The 17223-nt window shown below is 29.2% G+C and carries 22 protein-coding genes; 19 read left to right on the forward strand and 3 right to left on the reverse strand.

All coding sequences use genetic code 11. The annotated features are described in order from the left end of the window. Positions 1–166: 166 nt before the first annotated feature. Positions 167–634, reverse strand: coding sequence for a VOC family protein (locus tag ACTNBA_RS09255; protein ID WP_441073586.1), 468 nt, complete (start codon positions 632–634; stop codon positions 167–169). 125 nt (positions 635–759) lie between these two features. Between ACTNBA_RS09255 and ACTNBA_RS09260 the strand changes: the two genes are divergently transcribed. Further along, positions 760–918 carry a hypothetical protein gene (locus ACTNBA_RS09260; protein WP_441073587.1) on the forward strand — a complete coding sequence of 53 codons (159 nt, stop codon included), beginning with the start codon at positions 760–762 and terminating at the stop codon, positions 916–918. A 111-nt stretch (positions 919–1029) separates the two neighbouring features. On the opposite strand, the gene ACTNBA_RS09265 is transcribed toward ACTNBA_RS09260, so the two are convergent. Beyond that, positions 1030–1383, reverse strand: coding sequence for a hypothetical protein (locus tag ACTNBA_RS09265; RefSeq protein WP_441073589.1), 354 nt, complete (start codon positions 1381–1383; stop codon positions 1030–1032). A 345-nt stretch (positions 1384–1728) separates the two neighbouring features. Between ACTNBA_RS09265 and ACTNBA_RS09270 the strand changes: the two genes are divergently transcribed. From ACTNBA_RS09270 to ACTNBA_RS09350, 17 genes are all read left to right on the forward strand, one after another. Then, on the forward strand, positions 1729–2361 hold the full coding sequence (locus ACTNBA_RS09270) for an HD domain-containing protein (RefSeq protein WP_441073590.1): 633 nt from the start codon (positions 1729–1731) through the stop codon (positions 2359–2361). Between the two features lie 116 nt (positions 2362–2477). Then, complete coding sequence (locus ACTNBA_RS09275) at positions 2478–3251, forward strand: MBL fold metallo-hydrolase (protein ID WP_441073592.1); 774 nt, start codon at positions 2478–2480, stop codon at positions 3249–3251. Between the two features lie 350 nt (positions 3252–3601). Further along, positions 3602–3775, forward strand: a complete 174-nt coding sequence (locus tag ACTNBA_RS09280; protein WP_156964341.1) for a hypothetical protein — start codon at positions 3602–3604, stop codon at positions 3773–3775. 20 nt (positions 3776–3795) lie between these two features. Beyond that, on the forward strand, positions 3796–4272 hold the full coding sequence (locus ACTNBA_RS09285; protein ID WP_441073594.1) for an NUDIX hydrolase: 477 nt from the start codon (positions 3796–3798) through the stop codon (positions 4270–4272). A 68-nt stretch (positions 4273–4340) separates the two neighbouring features. Continuing rightward, entirely contained in the window at positions 4341–5156 is an 816-nt protein-coding gene (locus tag ACTNBA_RS09290) for a class I SAM-dependent methyltransferase (RefSeq protein WP_150842490.1), read from the forward strand. A 155-nt stretch (positions 5157–5311) separates the two neighbouring features. Then, entirely contained in the window at positions 5312–6556 is a 1245-nt protein-coding gene (locus ACTNBA_RS09295) for an SEC-C metal-binding domain-containing protein (RefSeq protein ID WP_150842491.1), read from the forward strand. A gap of 326 nt (positions 6557–6882) precedes the next feature. Continuing rightward, positions 6883–7716, forward strand: a complete 834-nt coding sequence (locus ACTNBA_RS09300) for a GNAT family N-acetyltransferase (protein ID WP_441073597.1) — start codon at positions 6883–6885, stop codon at positions 7714–7716. 67 nt (positions 7717–7783) lie between these two features. Continuing rightward, a complete protein-coding gene (locus ACTNBA_RS09305; RefSeq protein ID WP_441073598.1) occupies positions 7784–8251 on the forward strand; it encodes an HIT family protein in 468 nt (155 codons plus the stop codon). 278 nt (positions 8252–8529) lie between these two features. Then, entirely contained in the window at positions 8530–9318 is a 789-nt protein-coding gene (locus ACTNBA_RS09310) for a helix-turn-helix domain-containing protein (protein ID WP_441073600.1), read from the forward strand. Between the two features lie 160 nt (positions 9319–9478). Next, complete coding sequence (locus ACTNBA_RS09315; RefSeq protein ID WP_441073601.1) at positions 9479–10042, forward strand: GNAT family N-acetyltransferase; 564 nt, start codon at positions 9479–9481, stop codon at positions 10040–10042. Between the two features lie 36 nt (positions 10043–10078). Next, a complete protein-coding gene (locus tag ACTNBA_RS09320) occupies positions 10079–10606 on the forward strand; it encodes a GNAT family N-acetyltransferase (RefSeq protein WP_346867946.1) in 528 nt (175 codons plus the stop codon). A gap of 54 nt (positions 10607–10660) precedes the next feature. Continuing rightward, entirely contained in the window at positions 10661–11005 is a 345-nt protein-coding gene (locus ACTNBA_RS09325) for a DUF1801 domain-containing protein (protein WP_441073603.1), read from the forward strand. Between the two features lie 56 nt (positions 11006–11061). Then, a complete protein-coding gene (locus tag ACTNBA_RS09330; RefSeq protein ID WP_441073605.1) occupies positions 11062–11964 on the forward strand; it encodes a 4Fe-4S double cluster binding domain-containing protein in 903 nt (300 codons plus the stop codon). A 143-nt stretch (positions 11965–12107) separates the two neighbouring features. Continuing rightward, positions 12108–13154, forward strand: coding sequence for an NUDIX domain-containing protein (locus ACTNBA_RS09335; RefSeq protein ID WP_441073607.1), 1047 nt, complete (start codon positions 12108–12110; stop codon positions 13152–13154). Beyond that, positions 13141–13773: a nucleoside deaminase gene (locus ACTNBA_RS09340; RefSeq protein ID WP_441073608.1), complete on the forward strand. Its 633-nt coding sequence runs from the start codon at positions 13141–13143 to the stop codon at positions 13771–13773. The genes ACTNBA_RS09335 and ACTNBA_RS09340 overlap by 14 nt, the downstream gene beginning before the upstream one ends. Before the next feature lie 235 nt (positions 13774–14008). After that, a complete protein-coding gene (locus ACTNBA_RS09345) occupies positions 14009–14470 on the forward strand; it encodes a GNAT family N-acetyltransferase (protein WP_441073610.1) in 462 nt (153 codons plus the stop codon). A gap of 70 nt (positions 14471–14540) precedes the next feature. Continuing rightward, the gene (locus ACTNBA_RS09350) at positions 14541–15023 is read left to right on the forward strand and encodes a GNAT family N-acetyltransferase (protein WP_441073612.1); all 483 of its coding nucleotides are present in this window, start codon (positions 14541–14543) and stop codon (positions 15021–15023) included. A 90-nt stretch (positions 15024–15113) separates the two neighbouring features. Here the strand turns inward: ACTNBA_RS09350 and ACTNBA_RS09355 are convergent, their stop codons facing one another. Further along, positions 15114–16226, reverse strand: coding sequence for a DEAD/DEAH box helicase (locus tag ACTNBA_RS09355; RefSeq protein WP_441073613.1), 1113 nt, complete (start codon positions 16224–16226; stop codon positions 15114–15116). 203 nt (positions 16227–16429) lie between these two features. Between ACTNBA_RS09355 and ACTNBA_RS09360 the strand changes: the two genes are divergently transcribed. After that, on the forward strand, positions 16430–17152 hold the full coding sequence (locus ACTNBA_RS09360) for a DUF434 domain-containing protein (protein ID WP_441073697.1): 723 nt from the start codon (positions 16430–16432) through the stop codon (positions 17150–17152). Positions 17153–17223 lie beyond the last annotated feature (71 nt).

Here is a 17223-nt window from a genome sequence, read left to right on the forward strand (position 1 = left end):
TAGAACAGAAATAATGAAATTCTAAATGATATGAAAGAAAATATTAATATTGAATTATTTAAATTTGGAAATAAGAATACCGCTTATTCATTATGAATAATACGGTATTTTTATTTATTGAAGAACCTTTGAAAAAAGCTTAAAATCAACTTACTATAGTCATAATCTACTTTAGGCAAAAGTTTACATAATCAACTGGTACATCCATTCTAATAGCAATTTCCTTAATTGACAAACCATTGTTTAAGAATCTTCTGACAACTATGATCATATTTTCGCCAACTTCAATAATATGATTATCAGGGTCGTAAAATCGAACAACACGCTGCCCCCAAGAATGTTCTACTATGGAATGTATATAATTAATGTCTGTCATGTTATTAAGCCTTTGAATAAAGCAATCAAAATCATCTTCTTCAAAGTATAATTCTGTGTCATTTCCTCCAAATACAATTTCATTATCTTTTTTGTGAATAAAAGTACACCACGAATCTTTTGTTTGTAATGCAATGCCTCCTGTTAAAGTCACATTTTCACCAAAATCCTCAACAACCTTTAATCCAAGCACTTCATAATAAAACAACTTTGATTTATCTATATCAGAAACCACTATTAATGGACTCGAAAATTTCATTATATTCCTCCTCATATAAGTGATAATTATTATTTACTTTAATTATTATAGTAACTTTTTAACCTATTTTTCATATTGTGTAATTGGCAAGAAAATTTGTTCATTAATGAAAGGGGGGGATTATCATGTTTAAGGAAAAAACGTACAATAAGAATAATTGTAAAAACTCTGATTTTAAATATAATTATAAATGTCAGTGTTATACACATGAATATATAGGTATTGCAAGAATTGTTAAATCACAGCCATACCCAAAACAACCATCATTTTCTTGGAGCTTCTAGCTAAACTAACCAAGTGTAAATAGAAATGTGTATAAATTTATATTGAGCTGTCATCCCTGACAGCTCTTATTGTTTAATGGCTAAGTGCTAGTTGTTTTCAATAGCTCAAAATTAGATAGTTGTTCCTAATTTCTTCATTGTATAACCTATGATAAATAAATCAATGACTAATCCTAAAACTATAATAACTGTTTTTGAAATTAGTGATAAATGAAAGCTAAGAGATATTTTAATAAATATCAGTGATGTTAATAAGCATATAATTATAAATACACCAATCAAAATAGCAAATTTTTTAATGCCATTTTTTTTTGCATATCCAATAATATCATCAATACTACACAATAGAATGGTTATCATTAATATGGCACTATCCCATTGCTGAATTCCAATAAGTTTAGCTAAAATCCATAAAAGTATACCTAATACGATGATAAGGTTCTTGTATTTTTTCCATGAATTCATTTTAAATTACTCCTATTCACTCAGAATGCATTAGAATTATTTATTGATTCTGTTTAATTAATATACATAGTATAACATATTTTCCAATACAGTTCTATTCAGTTTCAAAGATCGAGTTATTGTAACTCATGTAGCAACATTTACATACTATTACCTAAAGATATAACCAAATGGCATATATGATTAGAGTAAATACATAGTTAAAATTAAGAAGGTCGCATTTCAAAATATTGGGTTGGATGTAATAACTTTGTTTTAAATTTACTTTTATTGTCGTATAATCAATTTATAGGTTTATAAGTGGCTGTATTTTTGATGAAAAAGTTTTTACAAGGAGAGATAAGTATGGAATATTGTTATAAAAAAGGTGTACCTACATTAGAAGAAGCAAATATGATTTTAGAAGAGGCTGAAAAACTCAATCCAGGCAAATGGGTGGAGCATTCAATTAATGTAGCTGAAGGAGCAAAACTAATAGCAGAGCAGACAGATGATTTAGATCCTGAATTAGCATATATTTTAGGGCTATTGCATGATATAGGAAGAAGAGAAGGAATGTACGGTATGAGGCATGGTGTAGATGGATATAATTATGCAGTTAAGAAAGGGTATGATTTAGTAGCTAGAACTTGTATAAGCCATACTGGATTTAAATATAATAATGAGGTTGTTATTGTAGGTAGATGGGATGGTACAATTGAAGAATATAATTTTGCCAAGGAGTTTTTATCACGTACAGAGGAGACTGATTATGATAAATTAATAAAATTATGTGATTATTTAGCACTACCAAGTGGATTCGTTTTAATTGAGAAAAGGCTTGTAGAGATGGCATTAAGAGGAGGAGTTAACGAATATACAATTCCAAGGTGGAAGTCAACTTTTGAAATTAAAAAATATTTTGAGGAAAAAATCACAAGATCAATTTACGGTTTGTTACCTAATATAAAAGAAAATACATTTGATTCAATCCTATAGAGTATTCTAACTTTGCTAAAAAAGCTTGGATTGAATTTTTAAATAGGATAAAGAGTTGCGATTTTATGATGATGATATTGAGCTTAGTTTAATATACTAATGGGAGGTATAACTTAATGGCAATTAAAACAGATTGGTTTACAGTTGATTTACTAGATGATACTACGTATTGTATAAGTGAATATAAGCATTGGGAAGAAACACATTGTTATTTATTAATTGGAAATGATAAATGTGTTTTAATTGATACAGGACTTGGTATTGCAAATATAAAAAATATAATTGAACAAATAACAGATTTACCCATAGAGGTGATTTCGACTCATATTCATTGGGATCACATAGGTGGCCATAAATATTTCTCAAAATATGGGGTGCATGAAAATGAAGAAGATTGGATATCAAAAAAATTTCCCATTCCTCTTCAAGTAGTAAAGAATAATTTAATGAAATATCCTTGTGATTTCCCATGTGATTTTAATATAGACAATTATGAAATATTTCAAGGAAATCCAAGTTTTCTTTTAAGGGATGGTGAAAAGATTCATATTGGAGAAAGAAAATTAACAGTAATTTATACACCTGGACATTCTCCTGGACATATGTGTTTTTACGAGGAGAAAAGAGGATATTTATTTTCAGGTGACTTGATTTACAAAGGAACTTTAGACGCCTTTTATCCTACAACAAATCCTACTGATTTCATGCAATCAGTTCAAAAAATTAGTACTCTAGATATTAAAAAAATTTTTCCAGGGCACCACAGTTTAGATATTAGTATTAATTTAGTTGATGAAATTAATCAAGGATTCGATAAAATTAAGAAGGAAGGTTGTCTGCATCAAGACGCTGGAGTCTTTAAATTTGAGAATTTTGCAATTCATATTTGAGCAGATTTATTGTATACAACTATAAATATAAGAAGCATAATCTACTCTATAAACACTTATGTTATAAAATAATTTCTGCAATATAATATATAAAACTAAAGAATGTATTTGGATTTTCATTAAAATGGGAAAACATGTATATAGAAAACTATTTACATAGGTATATAGGAAACTATTAAAATATATAACTATTTAAATAGTTGCTTTATTCATGCTGGTTTTGGGCGGTTTTCATGTTTTAGTGGTAAGAGTTAATGAAGTAAGAATTTTTTATTTTATATTTACTTTTATTGGTTTATAATTAATTTGTGGATTATAATGTATTATCTAGTATATAAAGGAGGATAAACATGCTATATATAGTCTATGGTTTTATAGGATTATTAGTATACTATTTTGTTACAGTGCTATTTGGTGGAGATTCTGGAATAGGGATATTAGCTGCAATAATAATAGTATGCTCAATGATTATTATAGAAAAACTTAATGATATAAAAACGAAATTAGATGGAAAAGATAAATAAATTTTAATTGGAGGTTTAAAATGGATTGTGGATTTGAAAAAGAAGATGGATGGTTTAGATATAGAGCAGCAGCAATTATTATAGAAAATGGACATGTACTTTTTGCTAAAAACGAAGTAGATGATTATTATTACTCCATTGGGGGAGGTGTACATCTTGGAGAAAAGGCAGAAGATGCAGTAAGAAGAGAGGTTTTTGAAGAAACAGGCGTAGAATATGAGGTTGAAAGATTAGCCTTTATTCATGAGAACTTTTTTAATGGTACTGGATCATTAGAAGGGTTAAAATGTCATGAAATAGCCTTTTACTTTTTAATGAAGCCAAGAGGAAGTCAAGAACTCAATAGCAATAGTTATTCCCTGGGTGGTCGTGAATATATGCATTGGCTACCTATTGAAAAATTGAGGGATTATTTAGCTTTTCCTAGCTTCTTTGCAGAGAAACTAACATGTATTAGTGATACTGTTGAACATATTGTCACATATGAGAGCATTTAATTTAATATTATTTAGGATATATGGAGTTGTTAGTACATATATAGTGAATATTAGGGAGGTTAAATGTAATGAATAAAATAGAACCTTATAAAGGGATTTCTGCTATATACGAGGAGATAAGACCTTCTTATCCAGAAAAATTAATTCAAGATGTAATCTCAAAGACTGATTTGAAATTCAATGATAGGCTACTTGAAATTGGAGCGGGAACTGGAAAAGCAACTATACAATTTGCAGATAAAGGCTTTAGAGTTCATGGAATAGAATTAGGGGAAGATATGGCAGAAATACTAAGAGATAAGTGCAGAGACTACCCAAATGTTTCAGTTGATGTAGTATCTTTTGAGGAATGGAATTGTCCTAATAATGAAAAATATGACATGATTTTTTGTGCTCAGGCATTTCATTGGCTAGATAAAAATATTAAATATAAAAAATGTCATGAACTTTTAAAGGAGAATGGCTATCTTGTTTTATTTTGGTATAATCCATGTGATGATGAATTTCCTAGAACAAAAGAAATAGAAAGAAAGGTTGAACGTATTGTTAAAAAGTACATTTCTAATTACTTTACTGACAATAGAAAACCTGAAAGACGTGTACATGACGGAATATCAACCAATGATGAAAGAAAGGCAGAAATAGAAGCATCTGAGTTGTTTGATTTAGTTGAAAAAATAGAATATACACAAGAAGTAAGAAATAATTCAAGTCAGTATTTAAAGGCTACAAAATCAATGCCTGCATTTGCTTCTATTATTGATGGTTTAGATGAGAATATAATTGAAAAGATGGATAGTGAAATTGAAGAGGTTATAAATAATAATGAAGGATATGTAAGTGGGTTATTTAAGTTTTCTTCGTATATAACTAGGAAAAGATGACTTAATATTATAACATAAGACAATGATATTAAAAGTATCATTGTCTTATGTTATAATTTATTAAATAAGGAATTAACTATTTTACTTCAATAGAAATTAATAAATAATTATAGTACAATAGTTTTTGAAACATAAAGATAAATCAGGAGGGAACAATGAAAGAAAAATCTTATTTCTGTGAAAAACAAGTTACGGATGAAACTACTAATGAAACAAACATCCTAGAACATGAAGCTAATGACTTAAAGAATGAAAAATATTTAGAAGATGTAGATACTGAAATTGCAGGGTTAGTAGATGAAATTATCCTTAAAAGAATTCAAAGGACAGCTAAGAGTGCATTGAAAAGAGAGTGTTCTAAAGATTTAAAGGAACTTCTAAAAGTGGAAACCAAGGATACTTTAAAAGAGATAATGAATGAATTAAACATTGAATATAAGTCAGCTGATAAAAAAGATGATTTGATTGATAAAATTGCCATTAATTATGAAGATGCAATCTTAAAAGTATTGAAATATGTAGATAGTGATTGTTATATTTCTTTACAAAAAATACTAAAAAATAATGGAATTATTCCTATAAGTGGACATATGGATGAGTCCGAAAACTCTATATTTATGCAAGAAATGGGAATGTTATATATTGCTGAAAGTGATGATAAATTATATCTTTGTGCACCAGAGCAGTTTCTTAAAGTTATACCGCAAATAGACAAGAAGTCTATAGAGAAGAATGATGAAATAATAAAGTTATTTAGAGGTATGCTTTACTATTATGGTGGGATTGCTGCAAAAGAATTTATGGAAAGATTACCTGAGGATGCAAAGATAGATTTACCCTTAGAAGAAGTAGAGAAAATTTTAGCTATGGGAGAAAAAACTTGTGCTGAGTATATCTATGAAGATAGTTTTGGGTTAAATGGTTTTTTATGCGATATACAGGAGTTGGAAGCTCTAAAATTACAAGGATTAACAGATGACTACAAACAACTTACAAAAACAGAGTTGCTTAAGGCTAGTAGAAGAGATTACATAGGTGATAAAAATAACTATAAAAAATTTATAAAAGTTATTAAGGATAACTATGATATACCAGGAGATGGTATAGAACAATTACTGGAGTTTACATATGAAACATATCAATTAGAAGGTAAAGAAGAACTAATTAAGAAGGCTCTTGATCATCTATCTGTACCAGAATTTTTGGAAAGTGAAATAATTAATGCAATAGATGATGTTTGTAGGAAAATCCCAGCTTGGAAATATAATGGGTATACAGAAGCAGAGAAAAATAATTCTAATAGAGTTAACATAGAAAAGGTAAGAGTTGGAAGAAACGATCCTTGCCCATGTGGTAGTGGTAAAAAGTATAAAAAATGCTGTGAATCTAAGGGATTATAACTTGGTTAGGAAAGTCTTAGTTTTATAAAGTTTAATTTAATAGTAAACATAAGTAAATAAACTTCAGAGGAGATAGTGCTCTTCTGAAGTTTATTTTTGTTTAAATTTGTTTGATTTGCTCATAAGATAAATAGATATCCATGTAAAATAAAGTATAACTTTATAAAAAGAGGAATATTAAAGTTTTTAGCGTATATATAAAGGATGGTAAAAAGATGCTATTAAAATAAAGGAATTATTGGGATTTAAATGAAGAATAGCAGAATAGAAATGGATATATAGTAGCAATATCTTTATGATAAATGTTTTAGGGGAGGTATTTAGTTATGAACTTATGTATTAAAGAGTATGAGTATGAATATAAAGATGAAGTAAATGAGCTTATTTCAGATGATGATTTTGTAAGAAACGATGTAATTAGCTGCTTAAATAGATGGCCTCAGTATGGGAGCATTGTTGTAGTTGAATCTGAAGTAGTTGGTGTAGGTGTATTTACTGGAGTAAGTAAAAAGACTAGTATGACTTTTTATGTGAAACCAGCAAAAAGAAAAAAAGGTATTGGAACTGCCTTGTTAAAGCACTTAGAGGATACAATGAGAAATGTTGGAGTCGAGGAAATAGTTTATGATTTTAGAGTTAATGATGTTGAAAAAACATTTTTGTATAAGAATGGATATGACTATTGGTTTAAATCTAATTTTATGACTTATAATGGCAGCAAATTGGCGGTAGATAACGATGAAATTATAAATTATGAAGATAAGTATTATCATGAATGTCAAAAAGTTTTCAGTGAAGCATTTCATAAAATGCGTTTATCTGTGGGTCTAGATTCTACATTGAGCCTTCCAAGTGATGAAGAGAGAAATCAGTACAAAGAAAATGCAGAAAATATATTTCTGCTTCGTAAAAATGATGAAATAGTAGCAGCTGTTAGACTTGAAGCTAATGAAATAGATTCACTTGCAGTAGGAGTAGAGCATCAACATAAAGGGTATGGAAAAGCATTGTTAAGCTATGCTGTTAATAGATTGTTAGATAAAGGATATACAACAGTGGCACTTTGGGTAGTTGAAGGAAATTCAGCAAGGTTTTTATATGAAAAGGTAGGTTTTATAAAAGAACGTGTACATGAGTTTGTTGTTAAAGGTATAAAGTAGAAAAGGTTATAAATAAAAGTTTATAGAGTAAATAATTTTTATTTATAACATATGGAGGAAATATATTATGAATAGTTGGAAAAGTGATAGAATTGGTTCTGCAGAAAGAGGTGAAAATCCTACAGTAATGGTAAAAATGAAAAGCGGCTTTGCTGTTATAGGAGATAATCAATTTCTGCCTGGATATTGTGTTCTTCTTGGATATCCGAGAGCGAGTTCATTAAATGAATTATCTCTAGAAGGAAGAACTCAATATTTAACTGATATGACATTAATAGGAGACGCCATTATAAAAGCATGTAATCCATTAAGAATTAATTACTCTATTTTGATGAATTTAGATCACTATTTACATGCGCATATTGAAGCTCGTTATGATTGGGAACCTGAAGAGAATAAGTGCAGACCATCTTATTTTTATCCAAAGGAACAAAGATATGGTAGTCAGTATGAATATTCAGATGAAAAATATGGTGATTTAAAAACAAATATAACAGAAAATTTGTTGGAATTAATGAAGATGGCTGGTTACTAAATACTTACAATAATTAATTTTCAAATAGAAAAAAATAAATTTATTAATATATGGATATATATGAGTAATATTAAAAGTATGTAAAAATCTATTTAACTGTACGCAATGGAATTGTACTATCTAACCATTAAATGGCACTTATATCTAAATATCAATATACTATGGGCGTGCTCCACTTAACTAAAATGCGAGCAGAATATCCGAACAAATTTATGCATAAAATGTCAAGAATGATAAAATGTATTTTAGTATGATAAGAATTGTAGGGAGGTGAAAATGTGGACTGGATAGTGAGTATTCAAAACACAATTGACTATATTGAAGATAACATTGAGTCAGAACTAGATGCTGATATATTAGCTGCAAAGATATACACATCAAGTTTCAATTTTCAACGGATATTTACAATATTGTGTGATTGCACCCTAGGAGAGTATATCAGAAACCGTAGACTGACATTAGCTGGGTATGAACTTTTGAGGGAAGAAAGCAGTATTTTAGACATTGCCATAAAGTATGGTTATCAAACTAATGAGAGTTTTACAAGAGCATTCTCCAGATTTCATGGGATAACTCCATCCATAGCAAGAAAGAAGAGGAGTAATTTAAAAACATTCTCCCGTATATCTGTAAAATCAAATTTATCAGGAGGAAAAGTAATTATGAGTGATTTTAGTGAAAGAGGCTATGTTGTAAAAGAAACAGGAGCGGTATATTACACCCAAGATATGGATAAAACGTTAAAATGGTTTAAAGAAGTACTTGGATGGTATGGACAAATTGATGCAAGAGATGAAGATGGCATTGGTACTTATGGTTGTGTAAGCAACATACCTATAGAAATAGAAGTGTTGCATATTGCGCCCTTCACAGGAATTCATATGTTTAAGGGCGATGCACTTTCAATAATGGTTGGATTCATGCTTGTGCAAGGTATAGAACAATTATATGAATTTGTCAAGAAGAATGGATGGAATCAAATAACAGAGATTGTAACGGAGCCATGGGGAGGAAAAACCTGTGAGGTTACCACCATTGATGGTAGTATACTTAAATTTTTTGAGTAACGGGGATTAATTTTTGTGAAATGAATATAATGCAAGGTTGTGTTAATTCGCAACCTTTCCATTTTGATAATTAAAAAGAAATTTAATAGAAAAGTTATTAGAATTAATGAAGGACATTGATTACTAGATTTATGAAGAATATTTTAGTGAGGTGTATACCGTGATTGATTACAATGAAATTTTAAGAGAAAATTTAGTCTTAAAATCAAAGAGGTTAATTTTAAGACCATTCACTATGGATGATATAGATGATGTTTTTTTATATGCCAGTGATGATGTTGTAACAAAATATTTAACATGGCCTTCATATAAGGATATATCAGAAATAGAGGACGTTGTGAAAACATACTATATTGATAAAAGTGGAGTTTTTGCAATTGAATTAGAAGAAGAAGAAAAATGTATTGGGTGCATTGATTTAAGACTATATAATGAAGATAATAAAGCGAGTTTTGGTTATGTTTTGAATAGAGGTTATTGGAATAAGGGTTATATGTCAGAGGCTTTAAATCTAATATTACACTTTTCTTTTTCAAAACTAGAATTGAATCGTGTTGAAGCTACGTACTACATAGGAAATGAGGGCTCTGGTCGTGTTATGCAAAAATGTGGTATGAGATATGAAGGAACTGGCATACAGGAAGTAAAAGTAAAAGGTATTTTCTATGATGTTGTTCACTATGCAATTTTGAGAGAAGAATGGTTAATTGGATATAGTGACTAATGAAGATAAATTTAAGTTAATTGGAGGGGTACATATATGGATATAGTTTTTGAACTAGGACAAGCTGATGATTTTGACGAGTTAGAACAGCTTTATAACGATTTAAATGACCATTTAGCAGAAGGAGTAAACTATCCTGGATGGAAAAAAGGGATATATCCTGTACGGCAAAATGCAATTGATGGAGTTAAACATGGAAATCTTTATGTAGCAAAGCATAATAATAAAATAGTTGGTTCTATTATTTTAAGCCATGAGCCTGAACCTGCATATTATAATGCAGAATGGGGATTTAAGTCTGATTATTCAGATGTTTTTGTAGTATATACATTTGTAGTACACCCAAAGTTTTTGAAATGTGGTGTAGGTAAAGCGTTAATGGATTTTGCTATTGAGCATAGTATTAAGTCACAGGTTAAATCAATTAGATTGGATGTCTATGAAGGTAATATACCTGCAATTAAGCTATATGAAAAATGTGGTTTTAAATATATTGATACCGTTGACTTAGGGCTTGGAAACTATGGGTTGAATTGGTTTAGATTATATGAAAAATTACTTTGACAGTGTGAATATACTCTATAGTTAAATTATTAAGTATAAAAGTGGGAGGAAATTATGGGGATTAAATGTAAAGAAGTTTCAGATTATTTTGCAAGTTATGGAGTGGAAAAAGAAAAACGATTGGAGTCCATTAGAAATATAATTCACGATATAGTTCCTGATATAAAGGAAAAAATGTGGAATAAAGTTCCATGTTTCTATATAGATAGAACAACTATTATTATTCGCGTATTCAATGATCATATAAATATTTTTGTAGATGAAGTATTTCAATATAAAGATGAGTTATTAGAATATAAAATTACACCAAAAGGAGCACTACAAGTATTTGATAATCAAGTAATACCATTTGAAACTTTATCAAAGATATTTAGGGCTTGTTTCACAAGTGTGTATTAGAAAACTGCTTGTTGTCATTTTGTTGTCACAATGATATTAGAAAAGAGGTGATTTCTTTGAAAAAGAAAATGGAAAATATCGCTATTGAACATGGTGATAGATTAAAGGTTATTCCAATAGAGCATTTAAAAGAATTAAAGCATATTATTAATGACTTTAAGGCGAAAGTAGAGCTTAATAATTTTCAAAAGTGGATTGTAAACGAAATGTACCAATATGATGTGACTGAAGAAGATTTCAAGGTGAATTCTATTATTCTTATTGCAGTCCACCATCCCTTCTATGCTAAAGTTAACTTTATAAAAGATGGGGAAAAGAAAACTTTTTTAAGTCTAGTAACTGCCAATTTCAATAAGGTGGAAAAGTATTTGAAAGATTTTTTAAGAGAAAATGATTTTTCTCTTAAGATAGCAAATAATCTTCCATTAAAGAGATTAGGGGTTCATAGTGGTCTAGCAAAGTATGGACGTAATAATATTACTTATGTTGATGATTTGGGAAGCAACTTTTCATATGTAGCATATTTTTCAGATATGAAATGTGAGGAAGATACCTGGGGAGAAGTAAGAAATGCTGATGTTTGCACCAAATGTAATCTTTGTTTAGTTAATTGTCCAACTAATGCCATTCTCGAAGATAGATTTTTAATAAATAATCAAAGATGTTTATCTTGCATCAATGAATCTCCAGGTGAATTTCCTGATTGGATTCCTATAACTGCCCATCACACCTTATATGATTGTTTGGCTTGTCAGCATATTTGTCCAATGAATTCGGAGCAAAAAGAGAAAATTATTGAGGATATAATTTTTACAGAAGAAGAAACCAATATGTTATTAGAAGGGAAATCCATTGATTCTTTTTCAGCGGGCTTTAAATCGAAAGTGTATATGCTAGGAATTGATCAATGGTATGAAGCAATTCCAAGAAATTTGAAAGTTTTATTTGATAATATGTAATACCGGTAATATTGAAACTGTGGAGTAAAATTATATAAAAAGAGAAATATAAACTTTTTAGCAAATATATAGTTGAATGGATTAAATTATAACAAGATAATAAAAGTATATCTGAAATATAAATTAAGAACTGGAGGATTAAAATGGATGCTAAGAAGACGTTAGTTATTGCTATAGCAGCAGTATCAGGTGGTGGAAAGACTACTGTTACAACAGTATTAAATAAAAAATTACATAATTCTAAAGCATTATACTTTGATGATTATGAATTTGATAGTCCTGAAGATATATGTGAGTGGGTTGAGAGAGGTTCAGATTATAATGAATGGAACTTGACACCTTTAATTAATGATTTAAATTCCTTACTTTCCAATTCTATAGAATCATTAGACTACATAATACTTGATTATCCATTTGCTTATAAATATGATAAAATGAGTAAATATATAGATTTGACAATATTTATTGATACACCTCTGGATATTGCCATGGCTAGGCGTATATTGAGAGATTTTAAAGAATTTTCTTTTGAAAGTATAAGGCAAGATTTAGATGTTTATTTATCACGTGGAAGATTAGGTTATTTAGAAGCGTTGAATTCAATTAAACCAAACTCTGATTTTGTAATAGATGGTTCTTTACCAGTAGAGGCTATAGTAAGTCAGATTCTTGAAATAATCAATAGGAGGAGCAAATTTGAGAATATGAATTACGTAGAATACATACGTGATAGAGTTGGACATGATGCAATAAACTTAACAGGGGTAAATATTTTAATAATCAACAAAAACAATCAAATTTTGCTTCAAAGAAGGGGAACATTTCCATATAAGTGGGGACTAGTTGGAGGAATTACAGAATTAGGAGAATCCCTTGAAGAAACTGCTATTAGAGAAGCAAAGGAAGAAACCGGATTAGATATTAAGGGGCTAAGGCTACTAGGGACTACATCAGGAGAAAAATGCTATATGGACTTACCTAATGGCGATAAAGCATACTTTATAACTGTTGGATATTTTACTAAAAGTTTTAGTGGAGTATTAAATATAGATGATTTTGAAACTAAGGAATTGAAATTTTTTAGTTATGAACAATTACCTGACAATATACCAAATAGTCATAGGGTAATGATAGATAAATATTATAATAATTTTGAAGTGGGAGATTTAAATGTGGATGGATTTAGATAATATTTGGCAAGAGGCTTTTTCATTGGCTTGGGAATCTTTTAAAAGAAATACTATTCCCATAGGAGCTGTTATAGTTAATGAAGAGGGTAATATCATATCAAGAGGTAGAAATAGAATCTTTGATTATTCTAGTAACAATCCATTGGTAGGAAGTAATATGGCTCATGCTGAAATGACTGCTATGATAAATTTAAAAGAAAAGGAACATCCCAATATAAAGAAATATACTTTATATACAACTATGGAACCTTGTCCTATGTGTTTTGGGACCATGGTGATGATGGGAATAAGAAATTTGAGGTATGCAGCAAGGGATGGTTTTGCTGGAGCAACGGAACTAAATTATAATATGAATTATATAAGAAGTAAAAAAATATTTATACATAAAGAAGATGATGAATTAGAGTTATTTCATATTTGTCTACAATCTGCTTATGAGTATTCAAGAAATCATATGAGATTAGAAGAAGTATTGAACTCATGGAGAACCTATTGTAGAGAAGGTGTTTTGATGGGGAAACAACTGTATGATGAAGGATATTTTTTAGAGGCAATAAAGCAAAGGAAGGAAATTGAACAAATATATGATGAAGTAATACTCAGATTTAACAATATTTAATATTATTAGGAGGAACACCAAGATATATTGTTTAAAACTGATGACTTTGTTTTAGCTATAGAGTTGCAGAAGTATTAACATTAAATAATTCAAAGGAAATAAAGCATTTTATTTATCGTTAAGAAGTATAGATTACGATTATAGTCTATAGTTAAATTTTATTAGAAATTTCTATGGTAGGATAGTAGTTTCTTACTAAGAAGCTGTTCATGGGAAGAAAGAGTGGAGGTATAAAATGGCTGAAGTTATTGTACATGAAATGCAATATTATGGTAAAAAAGTGAATTCGGACATAGATGTAGTTAATTATAGTGATGAATATTACAATGATTACCGAAGCATTTGTTGTGATTGTTTTCGTAGTTTGAGTATAGCTACAAATCTAGATCCAGATTCATTTTATACTAGAGAGGAAATGATAAAAAAGAATTCTTCTGTTTTTATTTTGTTTATAAAAAAAGAAATGATAGGTTCTGTTGAAATAAATGAAAATGTTATAGACCATTTGTTTGTGAACGAAAAGTATCAAAATCAAGGATATGGAAAGAAATTATTATTTTTTGCTATTAATTATTTACAAAAATCTGGAATCAAGCAAATTATTTTATATGTTGCAGACTTGAATAGTAAAGCTACTGAATTGTATTTGAATAATGGATTTAAGTGCATAAATACAATAAAAGATGATTGGGGATAATGAACTCAAACTATAGATAAATTAAATCAAATTCCAATTTAGAAGACAAGGATAAAGAGGGGAGATTTTTATGAATTCGCAAGTAAGAGAAGCAATTATAACCGATTATATTGAAATCAATAATCTTGTTAAAGAAGTACATAATTTACATGTTGAAAATAGACCGGATGTCTATGTGAATACTGATACTCCTTTGATAAAAGAAGATTTTTATGAGTTATTAAGCACCAGTGACACAAAGGTATTTGTAGTAGAAGATCTTAATAATAAAGAGTTAGTAGCATATAGCATTGTGAAAATTATGGCCCAGAGAAGTATTCAGATACTTAGACCAATGACATTTGCTTATATAGATGATTTTTCTGTTAAAGTTAGTAAGCAAAAGAATGGTATTGGAAGATTGCTTTTTGATTATGTTGTAAGTTATGCAAAATCAGAAGGAGCTTTATCTTTACAGTTGATTGTATGGGAGTTTAATAAAGATGCTATTAAATTCTATGAATCATTGGGAATGTCAGTAAGAAATAGAAGAATGGAATTAAACTTGGGTTAATATAAATGTAAAAAATATAATTTAAAGATAGGTACTGAGGGAAATAAATCCCCTAGTACCTTATTATTTTATATCATGTTAAACTTCAAGTTACACTAAATCTATATTTCTTCTAGAAATTTTGAATCCTATTTTTTCTTCAATTTTTTCAAGTAAATAGGTATCTTTGGGATCCATAAAACAGCAAGTATAGCCACTTTCACCAGCTCTAGCTGTTCTACCAATTCTATGAATATAGCTTTCTGGAGATTCTGGAATGTCATAGTTATATATGTGAGTAATACCAGAAATATCAATACCTCTTGCAGCTACATCCGTTGCAATTAGATATTGAATATCCGCATTTCTAAAGGACTTCATGATTCTTTCTCTTTTATTTTGAGGAACATCGCTATGAATTTTCTCGCAATTAAATTTTCTTTTACCCATAGCCATTTCAAGAGCATCGGCTCTTCTTTTAGTTCTGCAGAAGATTATTGCCATAAATGGGTTATCTTCTTCAAGAGCTTTGAAGAGGGAATCTTGCTTTAATCGATCGGTAGTTTCAACAATTTCTTGATTTATAGTAGAAAGAGTTAAGCTTTCTTTTTTTACAGACACCACAATAGGATCTTTCATATATTTATAAGCAAGTTTTTTAACAGAAGAATCCATAGTAGCAGAAAAACATAATGTTTGATGGTTTTTAGGGGTATGCTTAATTATATTTTCTACTTCATTTTTAAAACCCATAAGCAGCATTTGATCTGCCTCATCAAGAACAAAGGTTTTAAGCTTAGATAAATTGATTGATTTTCTATCAAGATGATCAAGAAGTCTTCCAGGGGTAGCTATTATTAAGTGAATGCTTCCTTTAAGCTTATTTAATTGGGAACCTATATCTTTTCCGCCATAAGCAGCTAAAATATTTATATTTACGCTCTCAGCTAATTTAGAGGCCTCGTTAGTAATTTGAATAGCTAACTCACGGGTTGGAGTCAATATTAACACTTGTGTAGCATCAAGGTTCGGATTAATATTTTCAAAAATGGGCAATAGAAATGCTAAAGTTTTACCTGTACCAGTTTGAGCTTCAGCTATAAGGTCTTTTCCTTCTTTAATATATTGAATACTTTCTCTTTGAATATCAGTTGGATCTTTTATCCCAGACTTGTTTAATATATCTATTATATTTGTACTAATTCCTAATTCTTTAAAATTCATTTACTCATACCTTTCATCCTTTATTCAACGCCTAATAGTAACACATATTAAAGTATTTATCAATTTAATAGATTCCATACAAAAGAGATGAATAATCCTTATAATGTGGAGCATAATGAATGGTGAAAAAAGAAAGGTAGTAGAAAAGGCCATTGCAAGGTAATAACACGAAATATATTACTGTTGAAAGTAAGGTGAAGATATTGAGTAAAACTACTAGAAGAGGATATGTCCCAAGGGATGAAAAGGAATTTGGAGATGAATACAGATGTAAATTACATAAAGCAGGAGAAGAGCTATTGTTTCTATTAAATAGGGGATATAACATAAAGGGAGCATCAACCTTTATAGGAAATCACTATCTTTTATCTGAAAGGCAGAGGCTTGCTTTAGTGAGGGGAATTTCTAAAAGTGAAGATGTTACAAATAGAAAAGCTAAAGAAGTTATTGATTCTTTTTCGGGGAAAACAATAAACATAGATGGCTTTAATACAATAATAACTCTAGAAGTTGCACTTTCTAATTCACTAATTATAAAGTCAATGGATGGTACAATAAGAGATTTAGCAGGACTTCGGGGTACATATTCAGTTATAGATAAAACAGATATAGCAATTAAACTACTAGGTGAAAGATTAGGACAATATAAAGTTAATAAAGCTATATTCTATTTAGATAAACCAGTTTCAAATTCAGGGAGACTGAAAATGAGAATCTTAGAATTGCTAGAAAATTTACAATTTAAAGTGGATGTAGAGATTATTAACAATGTGGATAGTATATTAGAAACAAAAGAAAATGTAGTATCTAGTGATGCAATTATCATTGATAAATGTAAGAGTTGGATAAATATGAATAATAATATTATTGAGGATAAGAAGTTAGGGGTTAATTGTGTGGATTTTAGTAAATTTTATTTTTTGTAAGGATGTATGAACGCATAAGTAAAAACATTACTGTTTTGTATAAATCAACAGGTAAAAGAAGGCAAGCAATT

The organism is Clostridium sulfidigenes, assembly GCF_052067195.1.
Classification (GTDB): Bacteria; Bacillota; Clostridia; order Clostridiales; family Clostridiaceae; genus Clostridium_J; species Clostridium_J sulfidigenes.

Bases quoted from the DNA above. Each gene is read 5' to 3' on its own strand.
- ACTNBA_RS09255 (WP_441073586.1), bottom strand. From the start codon at position 634: ATGAAATTTTCGAGTCCATTAATAGTGGTTTCTGATATAGATAAATCA.
- ACTNBA_RS09260 (WP_441073587.1), top strand. From the start codon at position 760: ATGTTTAAGGAAAAAACGTACAATAAGAATAATTGTAAAAACTCTGAT.
- ACTNBA_RS09265 (WP_441073589.1), bottom strand. From the start codon at position 1,383: ATGAATTCATGGAAAAAATACAAGAACCTTATCATCGTATTAGGTATA.
- ACTNBA_RS09270 (WP_441073590.1), top strand. From the start codon at position 1,729: ATGGAATATTGTTATAAAAAAGGTGTACCTACATTAGAAGAAGCAAAT.
- ACTNBA_RS09275 (WP_441073592.1), top strand. From the start codon at position 2,478: ATGGCAATTAAAACAGATTGGTTTACAGTTGATTTACTAGATGATACT.
- ACTNBA_RS09280 (WP_156964341.1), top strand. From the start codon at position 3,602: ATGCTATATATAGTCTATGGTTTTATAGGATTATTAGTATACTATTTT.
- ACTNBA_RS09285 (WP_441073594.1), top strand. From the start codon at position 3,796: ATGGATTGTGGATTTGAAAAAGAAGATGGATGGTTTAGATATAGAGCA.
- ACTNBA_RS09290 (WP_150842490.1), top strand. From the start codon at position 4,341: ATGAATAAAATAGAACCTTATAAAGGGATTTCTGCTATATACGAGGAG.
- ACTNBA_RS09295 (WP_150842491.1), top strand. From the start codon at position 5,312: ATGAAAGAAAAATCTTATTTCTGTGAAAAACAAGTTACGGATGAAACT.
- ACTNBA_RS09300 (WP_441073597.1), top strand. From the start codon at position 6,883: ATGAACTTATGTATTAAAGAGTATGAGTATGAATATAAAGATGAAGTA.
- ACTNBA_RS09305 (WP_441073598.1), top strand. From the start codon at position 7,784: ATGAATAGTTGGAAAAGTGATAGAATTGGTTCTGCAGAAAGAGGTGAA.
- ACTNBA_RS09320 (WP_346867946.1), top strand. From the start codon at position 10,079: ATGGATATAGTTTTTGAACTAGGACAAGCTGATGATTTTGACGAGTTA.
- ACTNBA_RS09325 (WP_441073603.1), top strand. From the start codon at position 10,661: ATGGGGATTAAATGTAAAGAAGTTTCAGATTATTTTGCAAGTTATGGA.
- ACTNBA_RS09335 (WP_441073607.1), top strand. From the start codon at position 12,108: ATGGATGCTAAGAAGACGTTAGTTATTGCTATAGCAGCAGTATCAGGT.
- ACTNBA_RS09340 (WP_441073608.1), top strand. From the start codon at position 13,141: ATGGATTTAGATAATATTTGGCAAGAGGCTTTTTCATTGGCTTGGGAA.
- ACTNBA_RS09345 (WP_441073610.1), top strand. From the start codon at position 14,009: ATGGCTGAAGTTATTGTACATGAAATGCAATATTATGGTAAAAAAGTG.
- ACTNBA_RS09350 (WP_441073612.1), top strand. From the start codon at position 14,541: ATGAATTCGCAAGTAAGAGAAGCAATTATAACCGATTATATTGAAATC.
- ACTNBA_RS09355 (WP_441073613.1), bottom strand. From the start codon at position 16,226: ATGAATTTTAAAGAATTAGGAATTAGTACAAATATAATAGATATATTA.